The organism is Lysobacter silvisoli (assembly GCF_003382365.1).
Classification (GTDB): domain Bacteria; phylum Pseudomonadota; class Gammaproteobacteria; order Xanthomonadales; family Xanthomonadaceae; genus Lysobacter; species Lysobacter silvisoli.
This window is the reverse complement of the sequence record NZ_QTSU01000002.1, coordinates 828,985-849,051: the sequence shown is the minus strand read 5'-3', so window position 1 is coordinate 849,051 and position 20,067 is coordinate 828,985. Positions and strand designations below refer to the sequence as shown.

General features: G+C 71.2%; 17 protein-coding genes. 9 read left to right on the top strand and 8 right to left on the bottom strand.

Annotation, left to right across the window (positions count from 1 at the left end; translation table 11 throughout):
- Positions 1 to 7 precede the first annotated feature (7 nt).
- Positions 8 to 961, bottom strand: coding sequence for a transaldolase (gene tal / locus DX914_RS15010; RefSeq protein ID WP_115860082.1), 954 nt, complete (start codon positions 959 to 961; stop codon positions 8 to 10).
- A gap of 151 nt (positions 962 to 1,112) precedes the next feature.
- Here tal and DX914_RS15005 point away from each other — a divergent pair, with 151 nt between their 5' ends.
- From DX914_RS15005 to DX914_RS14990, 4 genes are all read left to right on the top strand, one after another.
- Positions 1,113 to 1,892, top strand: coding sequence for an NYN domain-containing protein (locus tag DX914_RS15005; RefSeq protein ID WP_115860080.1), 780 nt, complete (start codon positions 1,113 to 1,115; stop codon positions 1,890 to 1,892).
- Positions 1,893 to 1,946: 54 nt separating this feature from the next.
- Positions 1,947 to 3,683, top strand: a complete 1,737-nt coding sequence (locus DX914_RS15000; protein ID WP_115860078.1) for a VanW family protein — start codon at positions 1,947 to 1,949, stop codon at positions 3,681 to 3,683.
- 239 nt (positions 3,684 to 3,922) lie between these two features.
- A complete protein-coding gene (locus tag DX914_RS14995) occupies positions 3,923 to 4,591 on the top strand; it encodes a response regulator transcription factor (RefSeq protein ID WP_115860076.1) in 669 nt (222 codons plus the stop codon).
- 38 nt (positions 4,592 to 4,629) lie between these two features.
- Positions 4,630 to 6,447 (top strand): sensor histidine kinase, encoded by a 1,818-nt coding sequence (locus DX914_RS14990; RefSeq protein ID WP_158549338.1) that lies wholly within the window; start codon positions 4,630 to 4,632, stop codon positions 6,445 to 6,447.
- A 93-nt stretch (positions 6,448 to 6,540) separates the two neighbouring features.
- On the opposite strand, the gene DX914_RS14985 is transcribed toward DX914_RS14990, so the two are convergent.
- Entirely contained in the window at positions 6,541 to 8,760 is a 2,220-nt protein-coding gene (locus DX914_RS14985) for a primosomal protein N' (protein ID WP_115860072.1), read from the bottom strand.
- 442 nt (positions 8,761 to 9,202) lie between these two features.
- Between DX914_RS14985 and DX914_RS14980 the strand changes: the two genes are divergently transcribed.
- Positions 9,203 to 10,207, top strand: a complete 1,005-nt coding sequence (locus tag DX914_RS14980) for a sigma factor-like helix-turn-helix DNA-binding protein (RefSeq protein WP_115860070.1) — start codon at positions 9,203 to 9,205, stop codon at positions 10,205 to 10,207.
- Positions 10,194 to 10,835, top strand: a complete 642-nt coding sequence (locus tag DX914_RS14975) for a DUF3106 domain-containing protein (protein ID WP_115860068.1) — start codon at positions 10,194 to 10,196, stop codon at positions 10,833 to 10,835. Before DX914_RS14980 ends, DX914_RS14975 begins: the two co-directional genes overlap by 14 nt.
- Before the next feature lie 135 nt (positions 10,836 to 10,970).
- Here the strand turns inward: DX914_RS14975 and DX914_RS14970 are convergent, their stop codons facing one another.
- Positions 10,971 to 11,282, bottom strand: coding sequence for a DUF4286 family protein (locus tag DX914_RS14970; RefSeq protein ID WP_115860066.1), 312 nt, complete (start codon positions 11,280 to 11,282; stop codon positions 10,971 to 10,973).
- Positions 11,283 to 11,284: 2 nt separating this feature from the next.
- Positions 11,285 to 12,796 (bottom strand): DUF3667 domain-containing protein, encoded by a 1,512-nt coding sequence (locus DX914_RS14965; protein WP_115860064.1) that lies wholly within the window; start codon positions 12,794 to 12,796, stop codon positions 11,285 to 11,287.
- A 125-nt stretch (positions 12,797 to 12,921) separates the two neighbouring features.
- Between DX914_RS14965 and DX914_RS14960 the strand changes: the two genes are divergently transcribed.
- Together DX914_RS14960 and sppA are read left to right on the top strand one after the other, a co-directional pair.
- Complete coding sequence (locus DX914_RS14960; protein WP_115860062.1) at positions 12,922 to 14,334, top strand: MATE family efflux transporter; 1,413 nt, start codon at positions 12,922 to 12,924, stop codon at positions 14,332 to 14,334.
- Between the two features lie 79 nt (positions 14,335 to 14,413).
- Positions 14,414 to 16,303 carry a signal peptide peptidase SppA gene (gene sppA, locus DX914_RS14955; RefSeq protein WP_115860060.1) on the top strand — a complete coding sequence of 630 codons (1,890 nt, stop codon included), beginning with the start codon at positions 14,414 to 14,416 and terminating at the stop codon, positions 16,301 to 16,303.
- Between the two features lie 608 nt (positions 16,304 to 16,911).
- On the opposite strand, the gene DX914_RS14945 is transcribed toward sppA, so the two are convergent.
- Positions 16,912 to 17,157, bottom strand: coding sequence for a hypothetical protein (locus DX914_RS14945; protein ID WP_425480690.1), 246 nt, complete (start codon positions 17,155 to 17,157; stop codon positions 16,912 to 16,914).
- 90 nt (positions 17,158 to 17,247) lie between these two features.
- On the opposite strand from DX914_RS14945, the gene DX914_RS14940 reads away from it, so the two are divergent.
- Positions 17,248 to 18,024, top strand: coding sequence for an SDR family oxidoreductase (locus DX914_RS14940; protein WP_115860056.1), 777 nt, complete (start codon positions 17,248 to 17,250; stop codon positions 18,022 to 18,024).
- Positions 18,025 to 18,032: 8 nt separating this feature from the next.
- Here the strand turns inward: DX914_RS14940 and DX914_RS14935 are convergent, their stop codons facing one another.
- From DX914_RS14935 to DX914_RS14920, 3 genes are read right to left on the bottom strand one after another with little or no spacing between them, the layout of a single operon-like run.
- Positions 18,033 to 18,644 (bottom strand): hypothetical protein, encoded by a 612-nt coding sequence (locus DX914_RS14935; protein WP_115860054.1) that lies wholly within the window; start codon positions 18,642 to 18,644, stop codon positions 18,033 to 18,035.
- Between the two features lie 20 nt (positions 18,645 to 18,664).
- Entirely contained in the window at positions 18,665 to 19,276 is a 612-nt protein-coding gene (locus tag DX914_RS20275; protein WP_158549336.1) for a DUF4124 domain-containing protein, read from the bottom strand.
- Positions 19,277 to 19,329: 53 nt separating this feature from the next.
- Entirely contained in the window at positions 19,330 to 20,007 is a 678-nt protein-coding gene (locus tag DX914_RS14920) for a DUF4124 domain-containing protein (protein WP_115860049.1), read from the bottom strand.
- Positions 20,008 to 20,067: the final 60 nt, after the last annotated feature.

The following is a 20,067-nucleotide window of genomic DNA, read 5'->3' as shown; positions in this document are numbered from 1 at the left end:
CGCGCCCTCAGCTTTCCAGGCGCTGGCGCAGCCGTTCTTCCAGCGTGTGCTGGTCGGCGGCGAAACGGCGGATGCCGTCGGCGAGCTTGTCGGTGGCCATCGCGTCCTGGTTGTGCAGCCAGCGGAACTCGGCCTCGCTCAGGCGCGGGCCGGGCTCCACGCGCAGGCCGTCGTCGACCAGCGCGCGCGGCACCTCGCCCTGGCGTGCGTCCAGCTCGCCCAGCAGTTCCGGCGAGATGGTCAGGCGGTCGCAGCCGGCCAGCGCCAGCACCTGGCCGACGTTGCGGAAGCTCGCGCCCATGACCACGGTCCGGTAGCCGCAGGTCTTGTAGTAGCGCCAGATGCTCTGCACCGACTGCACGCCGGGGTCGTCCTGCGGGTCGGCAGGCGCGCTCATGCCGTTGGCCAGGTGCCAGTCCAGGATGCGGCCGACGAAGGGCGAGATCAGGTACACGCCGGCCTCGGCGCAGGCCACGGCCTGGGCGAAGGAGAACAGCAGGGTCAGGTTGCAGTGGATGCCTTCGCGCTCGAGTTGCTCGGCCGCGCGGATGCCTTCCCAGGTCGAGGCGATCTTGATCAGCAGGCGCTCGCGGCCGATGCCGGCGTCGGCGTACAGCTGCACCAGGCGGCGCGCCTTGGCCAGGGTGGCTTCGGTGTCGAAGCTCAGGCGCGCGTCCACTTCGGTGGAGACGCGGCCGGGGATGAGCTTGAGGATCTCGCCGCCGATGGCCACGGCCAGGCGGTCGCCGGCGTCGGTCACGCGCTCCTGGACGCTCACGCCCTGGGCCTGGGCCACGGCCGCGTCCAGCAAGGGCGCGTAGGCCGGCAGGGCCGCGGCTTTCAGCAGCAGCGAGGGATTGGTGGTGGCGTCCTGCGGGCGGAAGCGCGCGATCGCCTCGATGTCGCCGGTGTCGGCGACCACGGCGGACAGCGCCCGCAGGTGTTCGAGTTGGCTGGTCATGGGGGTTTCATCTTCTGTCGTTGGTATCGGCGCCATTGTCTCGCATCGCGCCGGGCCGGTGGATGAAGCCGGCCTATCTTCTGCCACGCGCCACGCGCGCGGTTGCGCTAGGCTGGCCGCGACAGGGCCGGCCCGGCCCGGGAGCGCGCGCATGGCCGCCACCGCCACCGTAGAAGAAAAGCGCATCGCCCTGCTGATCGACGCCGACAACGCGCCGGCGGCGAAGATCGAGGTGATCCTGGCCGAGGTGGCACGCTACGGCGTGGCCAACGTGCGCCGCGCCTACGGCAACTGGAAGAGCCAGAGCCTGAAGGGCTGGGAGGCGGTGCTGCACGAGTACGCGATCCGGCCGATCCAGCAGTTCGCCTACAGCAAGGGCAAGAACGCCTCGGACATGGCCATGGTCATCGACGCGATGGACCTGCTGTACGCGCGCAACCTGGACGGCTTCGCGATCGTGTCCTCCGACGCGGATTTCACCCCGCTGGTGATGCGCCTGCTCACCGACGGGGTCAAGGTCTACGGTTTCGGCGAGCAGAAGACGCCCGAGCCCTTCGTCAACGCCTGCTCCAAGTTCACCTACATCGAGGCGCTGGGCCAGCCGGCCGGCGCCGACGTACCGGCCGAAGAGCGCGCGAGCACGCCGCCGCGCAGCGCCCAGGACCTGGGCGAGGACCAGCGCATGCTGCGCATGCTGCGGCGCGCGGTGGACGCGGTCAGCGGCGACGACGGCTGGTCGCACCTGGGCGCGGTGGGCCATCAGATCGGCAACCAGGCTTCGTTCGATTCGCGCAACTACGGCTACCGCAAGCTCAGCGATCTGATCGAGGCCACCGGCCTGTTCGACGTGCGCCGCGACAACCAGATCGTGTGGATTCGCGAGCGGCCGCAGCAAAGCGCCAAACCGAAGGTCAAAGCCAAGAGCAAGTGACGCGGCCGCGATGCGGGCGCGATCGGGGGAAGGGGACGCCAGGATGGGGACGGCATGAACAGCGTGGCGATGGCGACGGTGGCGACGGCCTTGCCCACGCGCCGCGAGGCCTGGGTGTTCGCGTGCAAGGCCTGGGGCCTGCGCGTGCTGCGCGCGCTGCGCGACGCGGCCGATGCGCAGCGTCCGCGTCGGCATGCGCGCGCGCAGTCGCTGGCGCATGCACCGGTGCTGGCCGAATTCGAAAGCCCGCTGTGGCCGCGCGACGAGGCCGACCCGCTGCTGGTCGCCGGCAAGCTGCAGAACCTGCGCCTGGCCTTGAAGCGGCTGGACGGCATCGAAGTGGCGGCGGGCGCCCGCTTCGGTTTCTGGAAACAGGTCGGCCGCGCGACCCGGCGCCGCGGCTACGCGGTGGGCCGCGAACTGCGCGAAGGCTGCCTGATTCCGGCCGTGGGCGGCGGCCTGTGCCAGCTCAGCAACGCGCTCTACGACGGCGCGGTGCGCGCCGGGTTGACGGTGCTGGAGCGGCACCGGCATTCGCGCGTGCTGCCCGGCTCGCTGGCCGAGCAGGACCGCGACGCGACCGTGTTCTGGAACTATCTGGACCTGCGCTTCAGCGCCCCGTTCGCGTGGCGGCTGGAAGCGGAGATGGACGCGCAGCGCCTGCGCCTGCGCATCCGCGGCCATCGCGATGCGGCCGCGCAGGCCTGGCCGATGGCGGTGGCGCCGCGGCGCCCGCCCACGCCCGGCAACGACTGCGGCAGCTGCGGCCAGCACGAATGCCATCGCCATACCGGTGCCAGCGGCGGCGGCCTGCGCCGCTTGTGGTGGATGGAAGAGGCTTGGCCCGAATTTCGCGCTGCATTAGCCGAGCAGCGCAGCGAGGACGACCGCGTGTTCGGCCCGGGCGGCCGGCGCTTCCCCGCGCAGGCGCCTTGGCGGCGCGTGACCCAGTCGCTGGCCTGGCGCTACGGGCGCTGGCGCGGGCAGGCGCTGCCGCAAGTGCGCCTGGCGCAGCAGCGCGCGCACGCACGCGACCTGGCCCGGCAGCTGCGTCCGCAGGACCTGGACCTGGTGCTGCCGCAAAGCCTGCTGCCGTTCCTGTGGCGCGAGGGCGAGCTGGCCGGCCGCCGCTACGCGGTGCTGATGACCGCGCTGCCGATGCGCGCGCTGCAGGACGAACTGGACGCAGCGGTGCGCCGGCATCCGCAGGTGCGTTCGCTGCGCGACTTCCGCGCCGACCCGGCGTTGATCGACGACGAGTGGCAGGCGCTGCAGGCGGCCGAGTCCTGGTGGAGCCCGCATGCGCAGTTGCTGGCCCTGGCCGGCGCGCGCGCTCGGGCCCTGCCGTGGGCGCTACCCGAGGCGGTGCCGGCGGCCGAACGCATCGCCGCAGGTGCGCGTGCGCGCGTGTTCTTCCCCGCTTCGCCCTTGGCGCGCAAAGGCATCCTGGAGTTGCTGCAGGCCTTGCACGGGGAAGATGTCGAGATCCTGCTGCCGCCGGGCGACAGCGAGCGCGCGCTGGATGCGGGCCGCGCCACGCTGCGGCGCGTGGTGTCGTATCGGCTAGGGCTGCTGGAAGCCGATGCGGTGGTGTTGCCGGCCTGGGTCGAACACCAGCCGCGCGCACTGCTGGGCGCGATCGCCGCGGGTATGCCGGTGGTGGCCACGCCGGCCTGCGGCTTGCCGGACTCGCTGCCCTGGACGCCGGTGGCGGCCGGCGACGTGGCGGGCTTGCGCGCCGCAGTGCTGGCTGCGCTGCAGCAGCGGTCCCAACCCGTCATTCCGGCGTAAGCCGGAACCCATTTTGCTGCTGGTTCTTGGCCCAGACGGGAAAGCGCTACAAGCAAGATCGAAATGGGTTCCGGCTTACGCCGGAATGACGGATCGGAAGGGCGCTGGAACAACGAAGGCCGCGAACAGCCCCTGGCCGAGCCGCAATACGGCGGCGCACGCGCGCAGGCCGTGCCCGTGCCGCAGGCCGGGCGTTACACTGCCGCCGTCGCCGCAGGTTCGCGGCGGCGGGGGAATGCATGCAGCCGCAGCCGATCGAGCTCAATCCGGTGCTGATCGTCGAAGACGACGCGAGCGCGCGTGCGCGCCTGATCCGGCTGATGCGCGAGCTGACCGGCGAGCACGCGCGCATCGATGCGGTCGCCGACCTGGCGGCCGCACGCGAACACCTGCAGCGCCACGACTGCGCCCTGGCCCTGGTCGACGTACAGCTGCCAGACGGCAGCGGTGTGGACCTGATCGCCTGGATCGCGCAACGCTGGCCCGACAAACCCGTAGTGATCGTCTCGGCCTATGCCGAGGAAGCGACCATCCTGGCCGCGGTGCACGCCGGCGCGATCGGCTACCTGCTCAAGGACCGCGACGACGAGGAACTGCGGCTGTCGCTGAAGAGCCTGCAGCGCGGCGGCGCGCCGATCGATCCGCTGATCGCGCGGCGCATCCTGGCGCTGCTGCCGGCCGCGCCGCCGCCGGCGCCTCAGGCCGAACCGGCGGCGCAGCTGTCCGAGCGCGAGCGCGAAATCCTGGCCCTGGTCGCGCAGGGCTTCAGCAATCGCGAGATCGCCGATCTGGTGGCGCTGTCCAAGCTCACCATCGAATGCCACACCAAGAACATCTACCGCAAGCTGGCGGTGGGCTCGCGCACCGCCGCGGTGTTCGAGGCACGCGCGCTGGGACTGCTGAGCTGAAGCCGAATCGTGCCGGCGCGGGATGGCTGCGCGCCGGCTTGCGGTGGTGGCTGCCCGCGTTGCTGGCCTGCGCCTTCGCCGGCGTCGCGTACGCCGCCGTTGAACCCGGCGTCACCGTGCTGGATCGCGGCGAAGCCGTTCGCTCGGACTGGAGCGCCGCCGCGCCGCCGGCCGCGGGCTGGGTGCCGGTGCAACTGCTGGATCTGTGGCACAAGCGCTGGCCCGAGCACGACGGCGTGGTCTGGTACCGCCTGCATTGGCAACAGCAGGACCCGCAGACACCGACCGCGTTGCTGGCCGACTACATGAGCCTGAGCGGCGCGATCTATGTCAACGGCGAAGCGGTCGCGCGCGACCCCAGCCTGGTCGAACCGCTGTCGCGCACCTGGAACTCGCCGCATTACGCCTTGCTGCCGGCTTCGCTGCTGCGCGCGGGCGAGAACACCGTGTGGCTGCGCGTGTCCGGTCTGACCGCCTACCAGCCCGGCGCCGGCCCGGTGCGCGTGGGCGATCCGCAGGCGCTGCAACAGCGCTACCGCAGCGAGCGCTTCCAGCGCTACGACATCAAGCTCATCAACCTGGCCATGGCGGTGGTGCTGGGCGGCGTGTTCCTGCTGATGTGGCTGCTGCGGCGCAAGGACAGCGTGTACGGCTGGTTCGCGCTGACCGAACTGGCCGGTTCGCTGTACGGCTACAACCACATCGCCACCGGCATCCGGCCCTTGCCCAGCACCGATGCCTGGCAGGCGTTCAACGCCGCCTTCTACGTCTGCGCGGGCGCCAGTTACGCGCTGTTCCTGCTGCGCTACTGCGAACGCAGCTACCCGCGTCTGGAACGCGTGCTGGCGGCGTTGTGCGTGCTGGCCCTGCTGTCGGCGGCGCTGCTGCCGGCATGGACCGGGCCGCACCGCAATCTGTGGTTCGCCGTCGGCGGGCTGTGCTACTACGTCGCCATCGGCTGGTTCCTGGTCCAGGCCTGGCGCAGCCGCCGCCCCGATGCGCTGGTGCTGGCCGCCTGTCTGCTGCTGCCGGTACTGGTGTCGTTCCGCGACTTCGCCCTGTTTTTCGGCTGGATCGGCGGCACCACGTACTGGTTGAGCCTGACGTCGTTGCTGACCCTGATCGGCATCGGCTTCGTACTGTCCTATCGCTTCGTCGCGGCGATGCGGCGGGTAGAGGGCTTCAACCTCGAGCTCAAGCGCGAGGTGGACGCCGCCACCACGGAACTGGCGCAGACGCTGGCGCGCCAGCACGCGCTGGAGCTCGCGCATAGCCGGGCCGGCGAGCGCCTGCAGCTGGTGCGCGACCTGCACGACGGTTTCGGCGGCACCCTGGTCGGCGCCATCGCCCAACTGGAGGCGACGCCGGCCGACGCGTCCAAGGCGCAGCTGATCGCCACGCTGAAAGAACTGCGCGACGACCTGCGCCTGGTCATCGACAGCACCGCGCGCGAACACGCCGACCTGTCTGCGCAGCTGGCGCCGCTGCGGCACCGGCTGGGGCGGCTGCTGGAAACGGCCGACATCGACAGCCGCTGGCAACTGCAGAACCTGGATGGCATCGAACTCGACAGCGCGCGCAGCTTGGACTTGCTGCGGCTGCTGCAGGAGGCGCTGACCAACGTCTACAAGCACAGCCGCGCGCGGCGCGTGGACGTGGCGCTGCGCCGCGCGGGCGGGCATCTGCAGCTGAGCATCGACGACGATGGCCACGGCATCGGCGCGGCCGCGAAGGCCGACGGCGGCGCGGGCCTGGCCAGCATGCGTTCGCGCGCGCAGCGCTTGGGCGGCGAACTGCGGATCGAGTCGGGCGAGTCGGGGACGGCGCTGCGCCTGGAGTTTCCTTTGGCGGGTTGAGCGGCGTGATGCGCCGCGCCAGCGGCAAAGAGCAAATCCCCCTCAATCCCCCTCAGCAAAGGGGGAGGTAAAAGCCGCCGCCGCGCCGTCGCCTCAATACAAATCCGCCGGATCCACATCCAACGACCAGCGCACCTTGCGTGCCTCGGGCAGCGCGTGGATCGCGGGCAGCGCACGGTCCAGCGCGGCGTGCAGCGCGCGCCGCTCCGGCGCCGACAGGATCAGCTGCGCGCGCTGGTAACCGGCGCGGCGCGGCATCGGCGCGGGCACCGGGCCGTTGAGTTCCAGGCTGGCGTCGCCGACCTCGGCCAGGGCCGCGCGCGCGGCGCGCAGGAAGGCTTCGGCGGCCTCGGTTTGCTTGGCCTCGGCGCGCAGCAGCGCCATGTGCGCGTAGGGCGGAAAGCCGGCCAGTTCGCGTTGCGCGAGTTCGGCCTCGGCGAAGGCCGCGTAACCGCCGGCGAGCAGGGTGCTCAGCAGCGGATGCTCGGGATGGTGGGTCTGCAGCAGCACTTCGCCGGCCTTGTCGGCGCGGCCGGCGCGGCCGGCGACCTGGATCAGCAACTGGGCGAGCTTTTCCGGCGCGCGGAAGTCGGCGCTGAACAAGCCTTCGTCGATGCCGACCACCGCGACCAAGGTCAGATTGGGCAGGTCGTGGCCCTTGGCCAGCATCTGCGTGCCGACCAGGATGCCGGGCGCCTGGCCGAACTGGGCCAGATGCTGTTCCAGCGCGTCGCGGCGCTGGGTGGTGCCGCGGTCGATGCGCAGCACCGGCCATTGGCCGAAGCGCGCGGCCAGCGCTTCCTCGATGCGCTCGGTGCCCGCGCCCTGCGATTGCAGCGCCAGGCCGCCGCAGTCGGGGCAGGCGTTGGGCGCGGGCCGGCGCGCGCCGCAGTGGTGGCACTGCAGGCGGCGGCCGCCGCCGTGCACGGTCATGGGCGTGGGCTGGGTGGGCGTGCTGCAGCGGTGGCAGTGCGCGCTCCAGCCGCAGTCGTGGCAGATCAGCACCGGCGCGTAGCCGCGGCGGTTCTTGAACACCAGCACCTGGCCGCCGGCGTCGAGCGCGCGGCCCACGCTGTCGATCAGTTCCGGCGACAGGCCGGCGTCGAGCGGGCGCTTGCGCACGTCGACCACGCGCACCCGCGGCGGCCGCGCGGCGCCCGCGCGCTGTTGCAGGCGCAGGTGCGCGTAGCGGCCGGCCTGGGCGTTGCGCAGCGACTCCAGCGACGGCGTGGCGCTGCCCAGCAGCACCGGCACGTCCAGCGCCTTGCCGCGCACCAGGGCGAAGTCGCGGGCGTGGTAGCGGATGCCGTCGAGCTGCTTGAAGCTGGCGTCGTGTTCTTCGTCGATCACGATCAGGCCGGCCTGCGGCATCGGCAGGAACACCGCCGAACGCGTGCCCACGATCACCCGGGCCTCGCCGCGCAGGCAGGCGGCCCAGGTGCGCGCGCGCTCGCCGTCGGCCAGGCCGGAGTGCAGCGCGTGCACCGGCACGCCCAGGCGCGCGCGGAAGCGTGCCAGGGTCTGCGGGGTCAGGCCGATCTCGGGCACCAGCACCAGCGCCTGGCGGCCGCGCGCCAGGCAGTCGGCGATCGCGGCCAGGTAGACCTCGGTCTTGCCGCTGCCGGTGACGCCGTCCAGCAGCATGGGCGCGAAGCCCTCGCGCGCGGCCAGGATCGCGTCCACCGCGGCCTGCTGTTCGGCGTTCAGCGCCGGACCGGGTTGCGGCGCCGCGGCGATGGCGGCGGCGGGCACCGCCACGCGCTCGGCCAGGCCGCGCTTGGCCAGCGCGCGCGCGGCGGCGCGCCAGTCCGGATCGTGCAGGTCCAGCGCGTCCTCGTCGGCGGCGCCGGCGTGCAGGCGCTCGGCCAGGCGCTGCGGGCGGCCCGCGCGCAGGCCCTCGCGCGCGGTCCGGCCGGCTTCGGTCAGGCGCCAGGCCCAGGCGTGGGTGTCGGCCAGGGGCTCGCCGTGGCGCAGCGGCGCGGGGAGGGCGGTGGCGAACACCTCGCCCAGCGGCGCGTGGGTGTAGCGGGCGAGCCAGCGCAGCGACTCCAGCAGCTCGCCGTGGAACAGCGGCTCAGGGTCCAGCCGCGCCAGCGCCGGCTTGGCCGCGGGCGCGTCGGGGTCGGCCGGGCCGGTGTCGGCGACCACGCCGACCAGTTCGCGCTGGCCGAACGGCACCCGCACCCGCGTGCCCACGTCGTCGGCGCCGGCGGCGGCATCGCCGGCGGGGCGGTAATCGAACAAACGCGGCAGCGGCAGCGGCAGGGCGACCCGCCACAGCGGCGCAGAGGACTGGGCGGTGCCGTCGGACATGGCGGCCAGTTTAACGAGCCACCCATCGCACCGGTTGCGATGCAGTTGCGGGCCATTGCTGCCGCCGCACCGACAAAACCGACGCAAGTCGCGGTCCTTAAAGAAAATTCACCCTTATCCACACGAGCTGTGGATAAATCTGTGCATGCCGGGTCGGCAGCACGGCGCGATGACGCAGGAATAAGCCCTGCAGCCAGGTTGGTGAAAAAATCGCCAACATCGATATTTTCAACGGAATCAAGCACTTGATCGTGAAACATCGCTGTAATGCGGGCATTCTGGGGGCTCTCCCCTATGCTCATGACGGTTCGGTTACTGCTGTGCACAACCCTTTTTTTCGTGGAAGCCGCGCCCCGCTTCGCGGAGCACGGTTTACGATCTTGTCAAGCGCTTTTGTGCGACGGGCGCCTCGTTATGATGCCGGCATGGTGACCCCCCTGCGATGAGCCCCGCGACGACGGGCTCGGCGCCCCTTTCCCCCGCTCCGCCGGCGCTGTCGGCCTTCCTGCGCGGCGTCGAACGCCGCGGCGCGGTGCTGGCCGAATTGCAGGCCGGCGACGCCGCCGCCGGCGATGCGGCACTGGCGGCGGCCATGCATGCGTTCCGCCAAGGCGTGGAGGCCACGCCCATGGCGCAGTGGCCGCAGCGCTTCTGGGCGCTACTGCTGGCCCAGCCCGGGCTGCAGCAGCGCGTGCGCGTGGCCCTGCCGCTGGACGCCACCGACCGCCTGGGCGAGCTCGGCCAGGGCCCGCGTGCGGCCCTGCTGCTGCGCCTGGCCGCGGGCCTGTCCGAAGCCGACGCGGCCGCCGCCCTGGGGGTGACGCCGCCGACCTACCAGTTGGCCCTGCAGCGCGCGCTGCCGCACCACGCCGACGGCCGCGCGGACCCGGCCGCCTGGCAGCAACTGCGCGAGCAGATCCATCGCCGGATCAAGACCCTGCCGCCCGAACGCCTGACCCGGCTGGGCGCGGCGCGCGAGGCGGCGCTGACCGGCACTGGCCCCGCCGACGCTGCGGGCGCCCAACGCGCCGACCCTGCGCCGCGCCGCCGCCCGCGCTGGCTGCTGCCGCTGCTGTGGGCGCTGCTGGCGCTGTGCGCGCTGGCCTTCGCCGCGACCTGGTGGTGGCCCTTGGGCGCCGTTGCCGACTGGCTGGGCGGCGCGCCCGTGCAGGTGGAGCCGCTGGCGCCGGCGGCCGCGCCGGCCGTGCGCTACGGCCACGAGGCCGGCTTGATCGGCGACCGCGACTTCGCGCTGATCGCCGACCCGGATGGCCTGGCGGCCGCACGCGAGCTGGACTTCCACAGCTGGCTGGCGGCGCACGACCGCGTCGGCGGCGCGCCGCTGCCGGGCGAGACGCCGGCCGAGACCGACACACCCGCGCCGCCCACGGGCGAGCCCGACAGCGCCTCCGAATCCGAAGCCGAGAGCGGCCATGCGCCGGGTTGAGCGCGCGCGCGTATGGTGGGCCGCCTGCGCCGCCGCGCTGATCGGCGTGGCGGGCGCGCAGGCGCTGCCGGAGGAATACCAGGACCTGGCCTCGCGGCTGCCGCCGGACGCGCTGGCTCAGTTGCGCGCCAACGCCCAGGTCTGGGCCGGCTGGAGCGCCGAACAGCGCAGCGCGCACGCGACCCAGGCCGCGCGCTGGCATGCGCTGGCCCCGGCCGAGCGCGCTGCGCAGCGCGAGCGCTACGCCGCCTGGCGCGCGCTGCCGCCGGTCGAGCGCGGCGAGATTCAGGCCGCGGTCGCGCGCTATGCCGCGCTGCCGGCCGAGCAGCAGCAGGCGCTGCGCGCGCGTTTCGATGCGCTCGACGGCAGCCTGCGCCGCGGCTGGCTGCTGGGCCCCACGCTGGGCGCGGACTACCCCGGCTTGCAGCCGTTGCTGGCGCAGCTGCCCGAGACCGAGCACGCGCCGATGCTGACGCTGTTGCGCGAGCTCAGCCCGCAGCAGCGCCGCGACCTGGCGGTGCTGGCGCAGCGCACGCCGCCGCAGGACCGCGCGGCGCTGCGGCGCGAGTTGCTGGCGACGAAGTGGGACGAGCGGCAGGCTTGGTTTTGGCACAAGCTGGGGCAGTAGCTGAAAGCAAATCCCCCTTCGACCCCCCTTTTCCAAAAGGGGGAAGACAAGCAAGGGCGGACAGTCCCCATCTTCGTTGCGGTCCCCCCCTTTGAAAAAGGGGGCCACGGGGATTTGCTTTTGCGGTCGCCGACGTCAGCGCGGCAGGATGTCCATCACCCGACGGCTAGCGCTGAAGCGCCCGCCGAAGCGTTCCATCCCTTGCGCGCGCAGACGCGGCGCATGATCGCGCAGATAGGCTTCCAGCGAAGCCGGCCCGTCCAGGCGGTAACTCACGCACAAGCGCACGCGATCGGACGCGGGCGCCGGATCGCGCACGGCCTGGATCTGCGCATCGACGAAGCCCGGCAGGGCCAGGATTTCGGCCACGTGTTCGCGCAGCCAGGCCAGGTAGTCCTCGGCGATCGCCGCGTCCAGGTCCAGGTCGACTTCGTAGACGGTGCTCATGCTCACATCCGCACGATGCTGGCCAGGGTGATGAAGATCACCGCGAAGCCCAGCAGCACGAAGTACAGATTGCCGATCACCAGGTAGCGCAGCGTGGTCAGCAGCCAACCGTCGCCGTAGACGCGTTTCTGCATCAGCCACAGGTATACCGGCATCCACAGCCACAGCAGCAGTTCCAGGGTGCCGGTGATCCAGCCGACGCCGCCCCAATACGGCTGGATCGCATTGTCCGCCGCGATCAGCAGGAAGATCGCCAGCATCGACAGGCACATGTAGGCGTGGCTGTACAAGGCCACCACCAGGTGCTCCAGATACACCCGGCCGGAGCCGATGTAGGCCAGTTTCAGCAGCAGGGCGAACACCGGCACCAGCAGGAACAGCGCCGAGGGCACCGCGCTGAGCATGGCCCGCACCAGCAGGCCGAAGTCGTGCTGCACGCGCGAAATGTTGTCGCGGCCGTGGGCGATCTGGCGGTTGAGCCACTTGTTGAAGAACGCCGGCGCCCACGACAGGGTCACCGGGTTGAGCTCCTCGTCCCAGGGCTCGTCGCTGCCGAACAGGCTCAGGTTGCCTTCGCAGTTCACGTCGCCGTAGATGCGCGCGTCGTCGCCGGCCTTGCGCGCGCGGCCGTTCTCGGTGGCGGTGGCCACGGCGATCTGCAGTTGCGCGGCGCGGCAGGCCGAGGCGTGGTTGGTGTCGCGGATCTCGCCCAGCTGGCGACGGCGCTCGGCGCGCTGCGCGGGCGTGAACTTGTTCAGCTGCGCCTGCAGCTGGGCCAGGCGCTCGTCGCGCAGGCGCTCCAGCTCGGTCAGGTTCTTGGCCTTCTCCAGGCTCGGGATCGCCTGTTCCTGCGCAGTCTTGGCCTTGATCCGGGCCTGGGCCTCGTTCTGCTGCTTGAGCGCTTCCTCGGCGCTGAGCTCGAGTTCGCCGCGCAGCTCCTGCACGCGCGCGTCGGCGGCGGCGTTGACGTCCTCCATGGCGATCTGGAACGGCCGGCGCACGTGCGGCAGCATGGTCGAGACCGCTTCCAGGCCCTCGTTCAACTCGTCCAGTTCGCGCGCGCGCTTGCGCTCGACCTCGTCGATGCTGTCGGCGGAGGCGAACTTCTTGGCTTCCTTGCTGACGTTGCGCACGCGGTTGTCGTTGTTCTTCACCCCCTCGTCGAGGAACCGCACCGGCTTGTCGGTATCGGAGGTGTCGACGTGGATCACCAACTGGGCGACGAAGAAGGTCAGCACGCTCAGCACCACGAACAGGCGCAGCGGCGCGACGTAGCGCGCGCGCTGACCGGCCAGGTAGTTGGCGGCCACGCGGCCCGGGCGGATCAGGTCGCGCAGGGTACGGAAGATGCGGCCGTCCAGGTGCCAGAAGGCCTCGAACACCTCTTCCAGCGCATGGCCAGCGTGGCGTATCGGATTGACCACGGACTGGCCGCAGTGGTGGCAGTAGTGGCCGCTCAGCGGTGCGCGGCAGTTTTCGCAGTGGCTGGGAACCGGATGTTCGTGGGCGCTCATGGTTGCGGTGGCGTGCGGCTCCCCAGCCGTTCATAGGCAAGCGGGTAAGATAGCGGGACGCCGTGACCCGGCGCCAGCGCCCTTTGCGGTTGCGCGGCCGCAGTCGCGGTTTCTCGGTTGCAACAATGTCGTCTCCTACCCCTTCCGTTCGCCGCGGTCTCGCCGGCGAAATCCGTACTACTGCCGTGCTCGCCGCGCCCCTGGTGGCCGGCCACGTGTCCACCGGCCTGATCGGCTTCATCGACAACGTGCTGGCCGGGCACCACAGCACCACCACCCTGGCCTCGGTCACCATCGGCACCGCGCTGTGGTGGCTGCCGATGATGGTGCCCATCGGCACCCTGCTGTCGGTGCCGCCGTCGGTGTCGCAGCTGGACGGCGCCGGCCGCCGCGGTGAGATCGGCGCGCTGTTCCGCCAGGCGCTGTGGCTGGCGCTGGGCCTGGGCATCGCCCTGTTCGCGTTCCTGACCTTCATCCCGCATGCGCTGGGGCCGATGGGCATCGCCCCGGAAATCGTCCCGGGCGCGCGCGACTTCCTGCACGGCATCCGCTGGGGCGTGTTCGCGCTGACCCTGTTCTTCTGCATGCGCTATCTCAGCGAAGGCCTGCACTGGACCTTGCCGACCATGGTGATCAGCGCGGCCAGCCTGCTGGTGCTGCTGCCGATCGGCTACGTGCTGACCTTCGGCAAGCTCGGCTTCCCCGAACTGGGCGCCGGCGGCCTGGGCATCGCCTCGGCGGTGATGCTGTGGATCGAGGCGGCCGCCTTCGCGGTGGTGCTGTGGCGGGCCAAGCGCTTCGCCGATCTCAAGCTGTTCGAGCGCTTCGACCTGCCGAACTGGCCGACCATCCGCGGCCTGCTCGCCACCGGCCTGCCGATCGGCGTGACCGTGCTCATGGAAGGCAGCTTGTTCATCGCCACCGCGCTGCTGATCGGCCGCCTGGGCGAAGTGCCGGCGGCCGCGCACCAGATCGCGATCAACCTGTCGGCGCTGTGCTTCATGGTGCCCATGGGCCTGGCCGAGGCGACCACGGTGCGCGTGGGCCACGCGCTGGGCCGCGCCGACCTGGGCGGCGTGCGCCGCGCCGCGGCGGCCGGCTTGGCGATCGTGCTGGCCACCCAGCTGGTGTCGGGCATCGTGCTGCTGAGCGCCAACGACCTGCTGGTGAGCGTCTACACCGACGACGTCGCGGTGGCCGGCCTGGCCGCCTCGCTGCTGCTGTATGCGGCGGCGTTCCAGTTCCCCGACGGCGTGCAGGTGCTGTCGGCCGGCGCGCTGCGCGGACTGCAGGACACCAAGGTGCCGATGCTGCTGGCCGCGGCCGCGTACTGGGGCGTGGGGATGTCGCTGGGCGCCGGCCTCGGGCTGGGCCTGGGCTGGGGCCCGAAGGGCATGTGGATCGGCCTGATCGCCGGCCTGACCGTGGCCGCGCTGCTGCTGAGCACCCGCTTCGTGCGTTCCAGCCGGCCGGACCGGCTGGCCGGACGGGCCGCGGCCCTGAACGGCAAGCGATCCGGCAGCACCGACCTGGCTTGAAAATTCCGCGTTACGAATGGCGGATGTGGAAAACGCCCCGGCCGGGGTACCCTGGCCGCGTCCAATGGAGTTTTGCGCAATGAACGATACCCCACGTCGCGGTCCGGTGGCCCGCTTCTTCGTCGGCCTCTGGGACACGATGAATTTCACCCGCCGGCTGATCTTCAACCTGGTGTTCTTCGGCCTGCTGTTCGTGCTGCTGATCGCGATGCTCGCGGCTGGGCAGACGCGTCCGCTGCTGGACGACACCACCCTGGTGATCGCGCCGGAGGCGACCCTGGTCGAGCAATACAGCAGCGACCCGGCATCGCGCGCGCTGAGCCGCACCCTGGGCGAGAAGAACGCCGAGGTGCAGCTGCGCGACGTGCTGCGCGCGCTGGATTCGGCCAAGGACGACAAGCGCATCAACCGCGTGGTGCTGCGCCTGGACCAGCTGCAAGGCAGCGGCCTGGCCTCGATGCGCGAGGTCGCCGCCGCGATCGCGCGCGTGCGCGCCGCCGGCAAGCAGGTCGTCGCCTTCAGCGAAAGCATGGACCAGAAGCAGTACCTGCTGGCCGCGCAGGCCAACGAGGTCTACCTGGACCCGATGGGCGGCCTGCTGCTGGAAGGCCTGGGCCGCTACCGCATGTACTACCGCGAAGCGCTGCAGGACAAGCTGGGCGTGGACGTGCACCTGTTCAAGGTCGGCGAGTACAAGTCCGCCGCCGAGCCCTACGTGCTCGACGCCGCGTCGCCGGAAGCCAAGGAAGCCGACCTGTTCTGGATGAGCGACGTGTGGCAGCGCTATCTGGCCGACATCGCCAAGGCGCGCAAGCTCGACGCGGCCAAGATCGCCACCGACATCGACCAGATGCCGGCGCAGGTGCAGGCCGCGCAGGGCGACCTGGCCAAGTACGCGCTGCAGCAGAAGCTGGTGGACGGGCTGAAGACGCGCGAGCAGGTCGACGACCTGCTGACCGAGCGCGGCGTGGCCGACGACGATGCCGAAGGCGGCTTCCGCCAGATCTCGCTGGACGGTTATCTGGCGCACCTGGACCGCGCCACGTTGCCGGCCGCGGCCGATCGCCGCCCGCAGGTGGCGGTGGTCGTCGCCGAGGGCGAGATCAGCGGCGGCGAGCAGCCGCCCGGCACCGTCGGCGGCGTGTCCACCGCGGCCCTGCTGCGCGAAGCGCGCGACGACGAGAACGTGAAGGCCCTGGTCCTGCGCGTGGACTCGCCCGGCGGCGAAGTGTTCGCCTCCGAGCAGATCCGCCGCGAGATCGTCGCCCTCAAGGCCGCCGGCAAGCCGGTGGTGGTGTCGATGGGCGACCTGGCCGCCTCGGGCGGTTACTGGATCTCGATGAACGCCGACCGGATCTACGCCGATCCCTCGACCATCACCGGTTCGATCGGCATCTTCGGCATGATTCCCACCGTGCCGCGCACGCTGGAGAAGATCGGCGTGCACACCGACGGCGTGGGCACCACCCGCTTCGCCGGCGCGTTCGACATCACCCGCCCGCTGGCGCCGGAAGTCGGCCAGGTGATCCAGTCGGTCATCGACAAGGGCTACCGCGACTTCACCGGCCGCGTGGCCACCGCGCGCAAGCGCAGCGTGGAGCAGATCGACGAGGTCGCACGCGGCCGCGTGTGGTCGGGCGCGCAAGCCAAGGAGCGCGGCCTGGTCGACGACTTCGGCGGCCTGCAGACGGCCGTGGACGACGCCGCCAAGCGTGCCAAGCTCGCCGATGGCGATTACGCGCTGCGCTACGTGGAAAAGAGCGCCAGCCCGTTCGAGCGCTGGTTCGCCAGCTTCGCCGAGAGCCGCATCGGCGCGGCCTGGCTGCGCAACGACTCCGACCTGGCCCGCAGCCTGCTGGCCAAGGCCATGCCCCAGGCCGTGGCCGACCTGCGCTTCCTGCAAAGCTCGGTGCGCCCGACCCAGGGCGTGCCGGTGAAGTCGCTGGCGTATTGCTTCTGCGGGTTCTGATCGCAGCCGATGCAGTAGCGAAAACCCCCGCCTAGGCGGGGGTTTTTGTTTGCGGGCGCTGCGGGCTTGCGTCGTGATTTGTGGCTGCGCGTGCCCTCACCCCAACCCCTCTCCCGTGAACGGGAGAGGGGCTAAAAGCAGAAGCGTCGGATCTGTCCCCTCTCCCGCTTGCGGGAGAGGGCTAGGGTGAGGGGATGAGCGCAAAGCGCGAATGCTCTTGATCGGGCCCCGAACTCGCCGCGCAAACAGAAGACCCGAAGAGCCTGCCCCCGCGAAGGCGGGGGGCGGCGCGCAGGACGTGCGCCGCTTTCCGCTCGGGCAGGATGCCCGAGCGGAAAATCCCCGCGCACGCACCGCTCTCGCACGGGAGCTCTGGGGCAGCGTTTTTCTTTGGTGACTTTCTTTTGACGCTTATCAAAAGAAAGTGACCCGGCCGCTTGCGGACGGAAGCTTTTGCTGTTGCTTGAAGGCAAGAGCAAATCCCCCTCAATCCCCCTTTTCCAAAGGGGGAAGACAAGCAAAGGCGGAAGCAGGGAAACGAGGGGTTGCGGCGTAGGTGAGGATTCGCGATCGCGGCTTACGCCGCTCCTACCCCAACGCGGGGGGGCTCAGTTGGCCTGGGCTTCGATCGCGTCGCGCTGCTTGTTCGCCGCCGCATCCACGTCCGCTTCCACCGCCTGCGCCTTCTGGATCGGCTCCTGGATGCTGTCGCGCAGCTGCGTGGCTTGCGGGTCCACCGGGCGTTCCTTTTCCGGCGGCTGCGGCTTGGAACAGCCGGCTGCCAGCGCCAACCCCAGCGCGATGGCGCCCAGGCAGGCGAAACGGCGTGCGGACGAAGGCGGCATTGGCGTCATGGCGGCATCCCCGGTGGCTACGCGGCTATGCTACCCCGGCGGATGCGCGCAGCAAGCGCGGCGGCGCGAAACGGTGACGGAGGAGCAGGCATGGACCCCAAGCGTTGGCGGCTGGACGGACAACTGGCGCTGGTGACCGGCGGCAGCGCCGGCATCGGCCGGGCGATCGCGCGCGAGCTGCTGGGGTTCGGCGCCGACGTGCTGCTGGCCGCGCGCGACATCGCCGCGCTGGAAGACGCGCGCGCCGAGCTGATCGAGGACTTCCCCGAGCGCGAGGTGCAGGCCTTCGTCGCCGACGTGGCCGACGAGGAGCAGCGGCGCGAGCTGCTGGACTGGGTCGAGGATTTCGGCGAGGGCCTGCACATCCTGGTCAACAACGCCGGCGGCAACCTGGGCAAGGCCGCCACCGACTACACCGAGGACGAGTGGCGGCAGATCTTCGAGATCAACCTGTTCTCGGCCTTCGAGCTCTCGCGCTACGCCCACCCGCTGCTGACCCGTCACGCGGCCTCCAGCATCGTCAACGTGGGCAGCGTGTCGGGCCTGACCCACGTGCGCACCGGCGCGCCTTACGGCATGAGCAAGGCGGCCATGCACCAGATGACCCGCAACCTGGCTGCCGAATGGGCCGAGGACGGCATCCGCGTCAACGCGGTGGCGCCCTGGTACATCCGCACCCGCCGCACCTCCGATAAGCTGGCCGATCCGGACTATCTGGACGAAGTGCTGCTGCGCACGCCGCTGGGCCGCATCGGCGAACCCGAAGAGGTGGCTGCAGCGGTCGCGTTCCTGTGCCTGCCGGCGGCGGGCTACGTCACCGGCGAATGCATCGCGGTGGACGGCGGGTTCCTGCGTTACGGGTTCTGAGACGCGGTTTACGGCGATTCGCCGGTTGAGGCTGCGTCTATCGGTAACGCACGATGGCCGCGAACCAGGAAGCCGAATCGAGAGGCGGTTCCGTGCAACTCGATCGGTGCGCCCGCACGCAAGGCTTCGTACTCCGACTCCGACAGCCGGCACAGGCGGCCGCTCAGAGTCGAGCCGTGTCTATCGAAGTATGCGATGCGTTTGCAACCACGTCCGCCGCCGAGCGCCACGCGCACCGGCTGCGCCAGGGTCCCGGGCTGCGGTCGCGCCAGCTCATGCAGCACTCTCGGCGCCAGCTTCTGCATGACGACGTAGCTCAGCAGGCCGTACACCACCAACAGTTGCAGCAGCGACAGCCATGAGAATTGCAGCCGCGATGCGACGGTTTCTTGCGGGGTCCCCAGCGTCTTGGCTCGTCGCCATTCGGCCGCGAACAACACGCCTATGGCCAGTACACCGCTAGCGAGCTTCAGCCAAGTGCGCACCTGTTGCTGCTCTTGCGCAAACAGGAATTCGTCCTGGAATGCGCCGACGAACATTAGCGCGACCAGGCCCAGAATGGCCAGAATATGAGGGCTGGTGGCGCCTGCGGTCTGTTCGATTCGCGATGCGAGCGGCATGAGCGAACTCCGGAAGTGAGCTATTGCCCGCACGTGCTCTCGCGCACGATCCGACCTACGCGCTCGACCTCGACTTGGGCGTTGCCGCGCTGATCGGCAGGGCCGAAACGCAGCTGCGACTCGGCTTCGCGCAGGCGCTGCTTCCAGCCCGCGCACAGGCCGCCCTCGGCGATGCGCTGGCACTGGTCGGTGACCATCTGGCAGGCAGCGCCGGCGCTGGCGCCGCCGTTGATGCCCACGGTCTGCAGCGGCGCGCAGCGCTCGGGCGGGTTGCCGTTTTCGCTGAGGTAGCGGTCGTTGTCGAAGGTGCGGCATTCGTACAGCACCGGCGGCGGCAGGCGGTCGCTATCGGCCGGTGTGGGCGCGGCAGGTGCCGGTGCGGCCGGCGGCGGCGCGGAGGGCGGCGTTGGCGCCGGTGCGGGCGGGAATCCCGGTGGCGGCGCGCTGGGCGCGGCTGCCGGAGTGACGAAGGCCGGCGGCGTGGACACGCTGGGCGCGGGATGGATCACCCGCTTTTCCTGCTTGCTGCCCTTGGGGCAGGGCACGTCGTTCTGCACGGTCAGCGCGCCGCTGGCGTCGGTACAGCGGTAGATGGTGACCTGGGCCTGCGCGGGCGCCGCGATCGCCGTCATCGCCCACACGCACGCCGCCATCCCTATCCACCGCATCGCTACGCTCCGCATCGTTACCTTTCGCAATCGTCGGCCAGGCGCGCATCGATGCCGCGCTGTTCGTTCTGGATGCTGGCGCGCTCGCTTTGCAACGCGCTGTAGTAGCGCCGGTCGAGCTCGTAGCGGCGGTCGCTCAGCCGCGCGCAGACCTCGCTTTGCGGCAGGGCGTGGCATTCGTCGCGCACCCAGGTGCCGGCAGGGTACGCGAAACCCGCGTCAGGCGGCAGCGGCCGCGGCGGTCCGGGGCGGAATTGCGCCGGCGGCGGCCGGCGCGCGCCGACGCGGTCGCCCAGCGGATTGCGCGTGGGCACCACCGGCATCAGCGTCCACAGCGGCACCCAGCGCGGATTGCCCTCGCCGGTTTCGCTGGTGTAGCGCTCGCCGTCGGGCGTCACGCACTCGTACATCGGCCGCGGCGGGCGAATCACGACCACGCGCGGCGGCGGCGCGGCCGCCGCGCTGGGCTTGGAGGCGGCGACGGCGTCGTGGGCGGACGCCGGGCGCGGCGGCGGATCGCGCGGCAGCGCCATGGCCCGGGTCTGCTGCTGTTCGCCGCGCGCGCAGGGCGTATCGCGCAGGCTCAGCCGGCCTTGCGCGTCGGTGCAGCGGTAGATGGTGACCTCGGCCGCCTGCGACGCGCCGGCCAGGGCCAGCAAGGCGAGCAACAGGCAGGGGCGCGGGGCGGGGATCATGCGCGCATCTTGCGCCCGCCGCGGCGGCGGCGGAAGCGCGCGGACGCGCGCCGGGGGAGG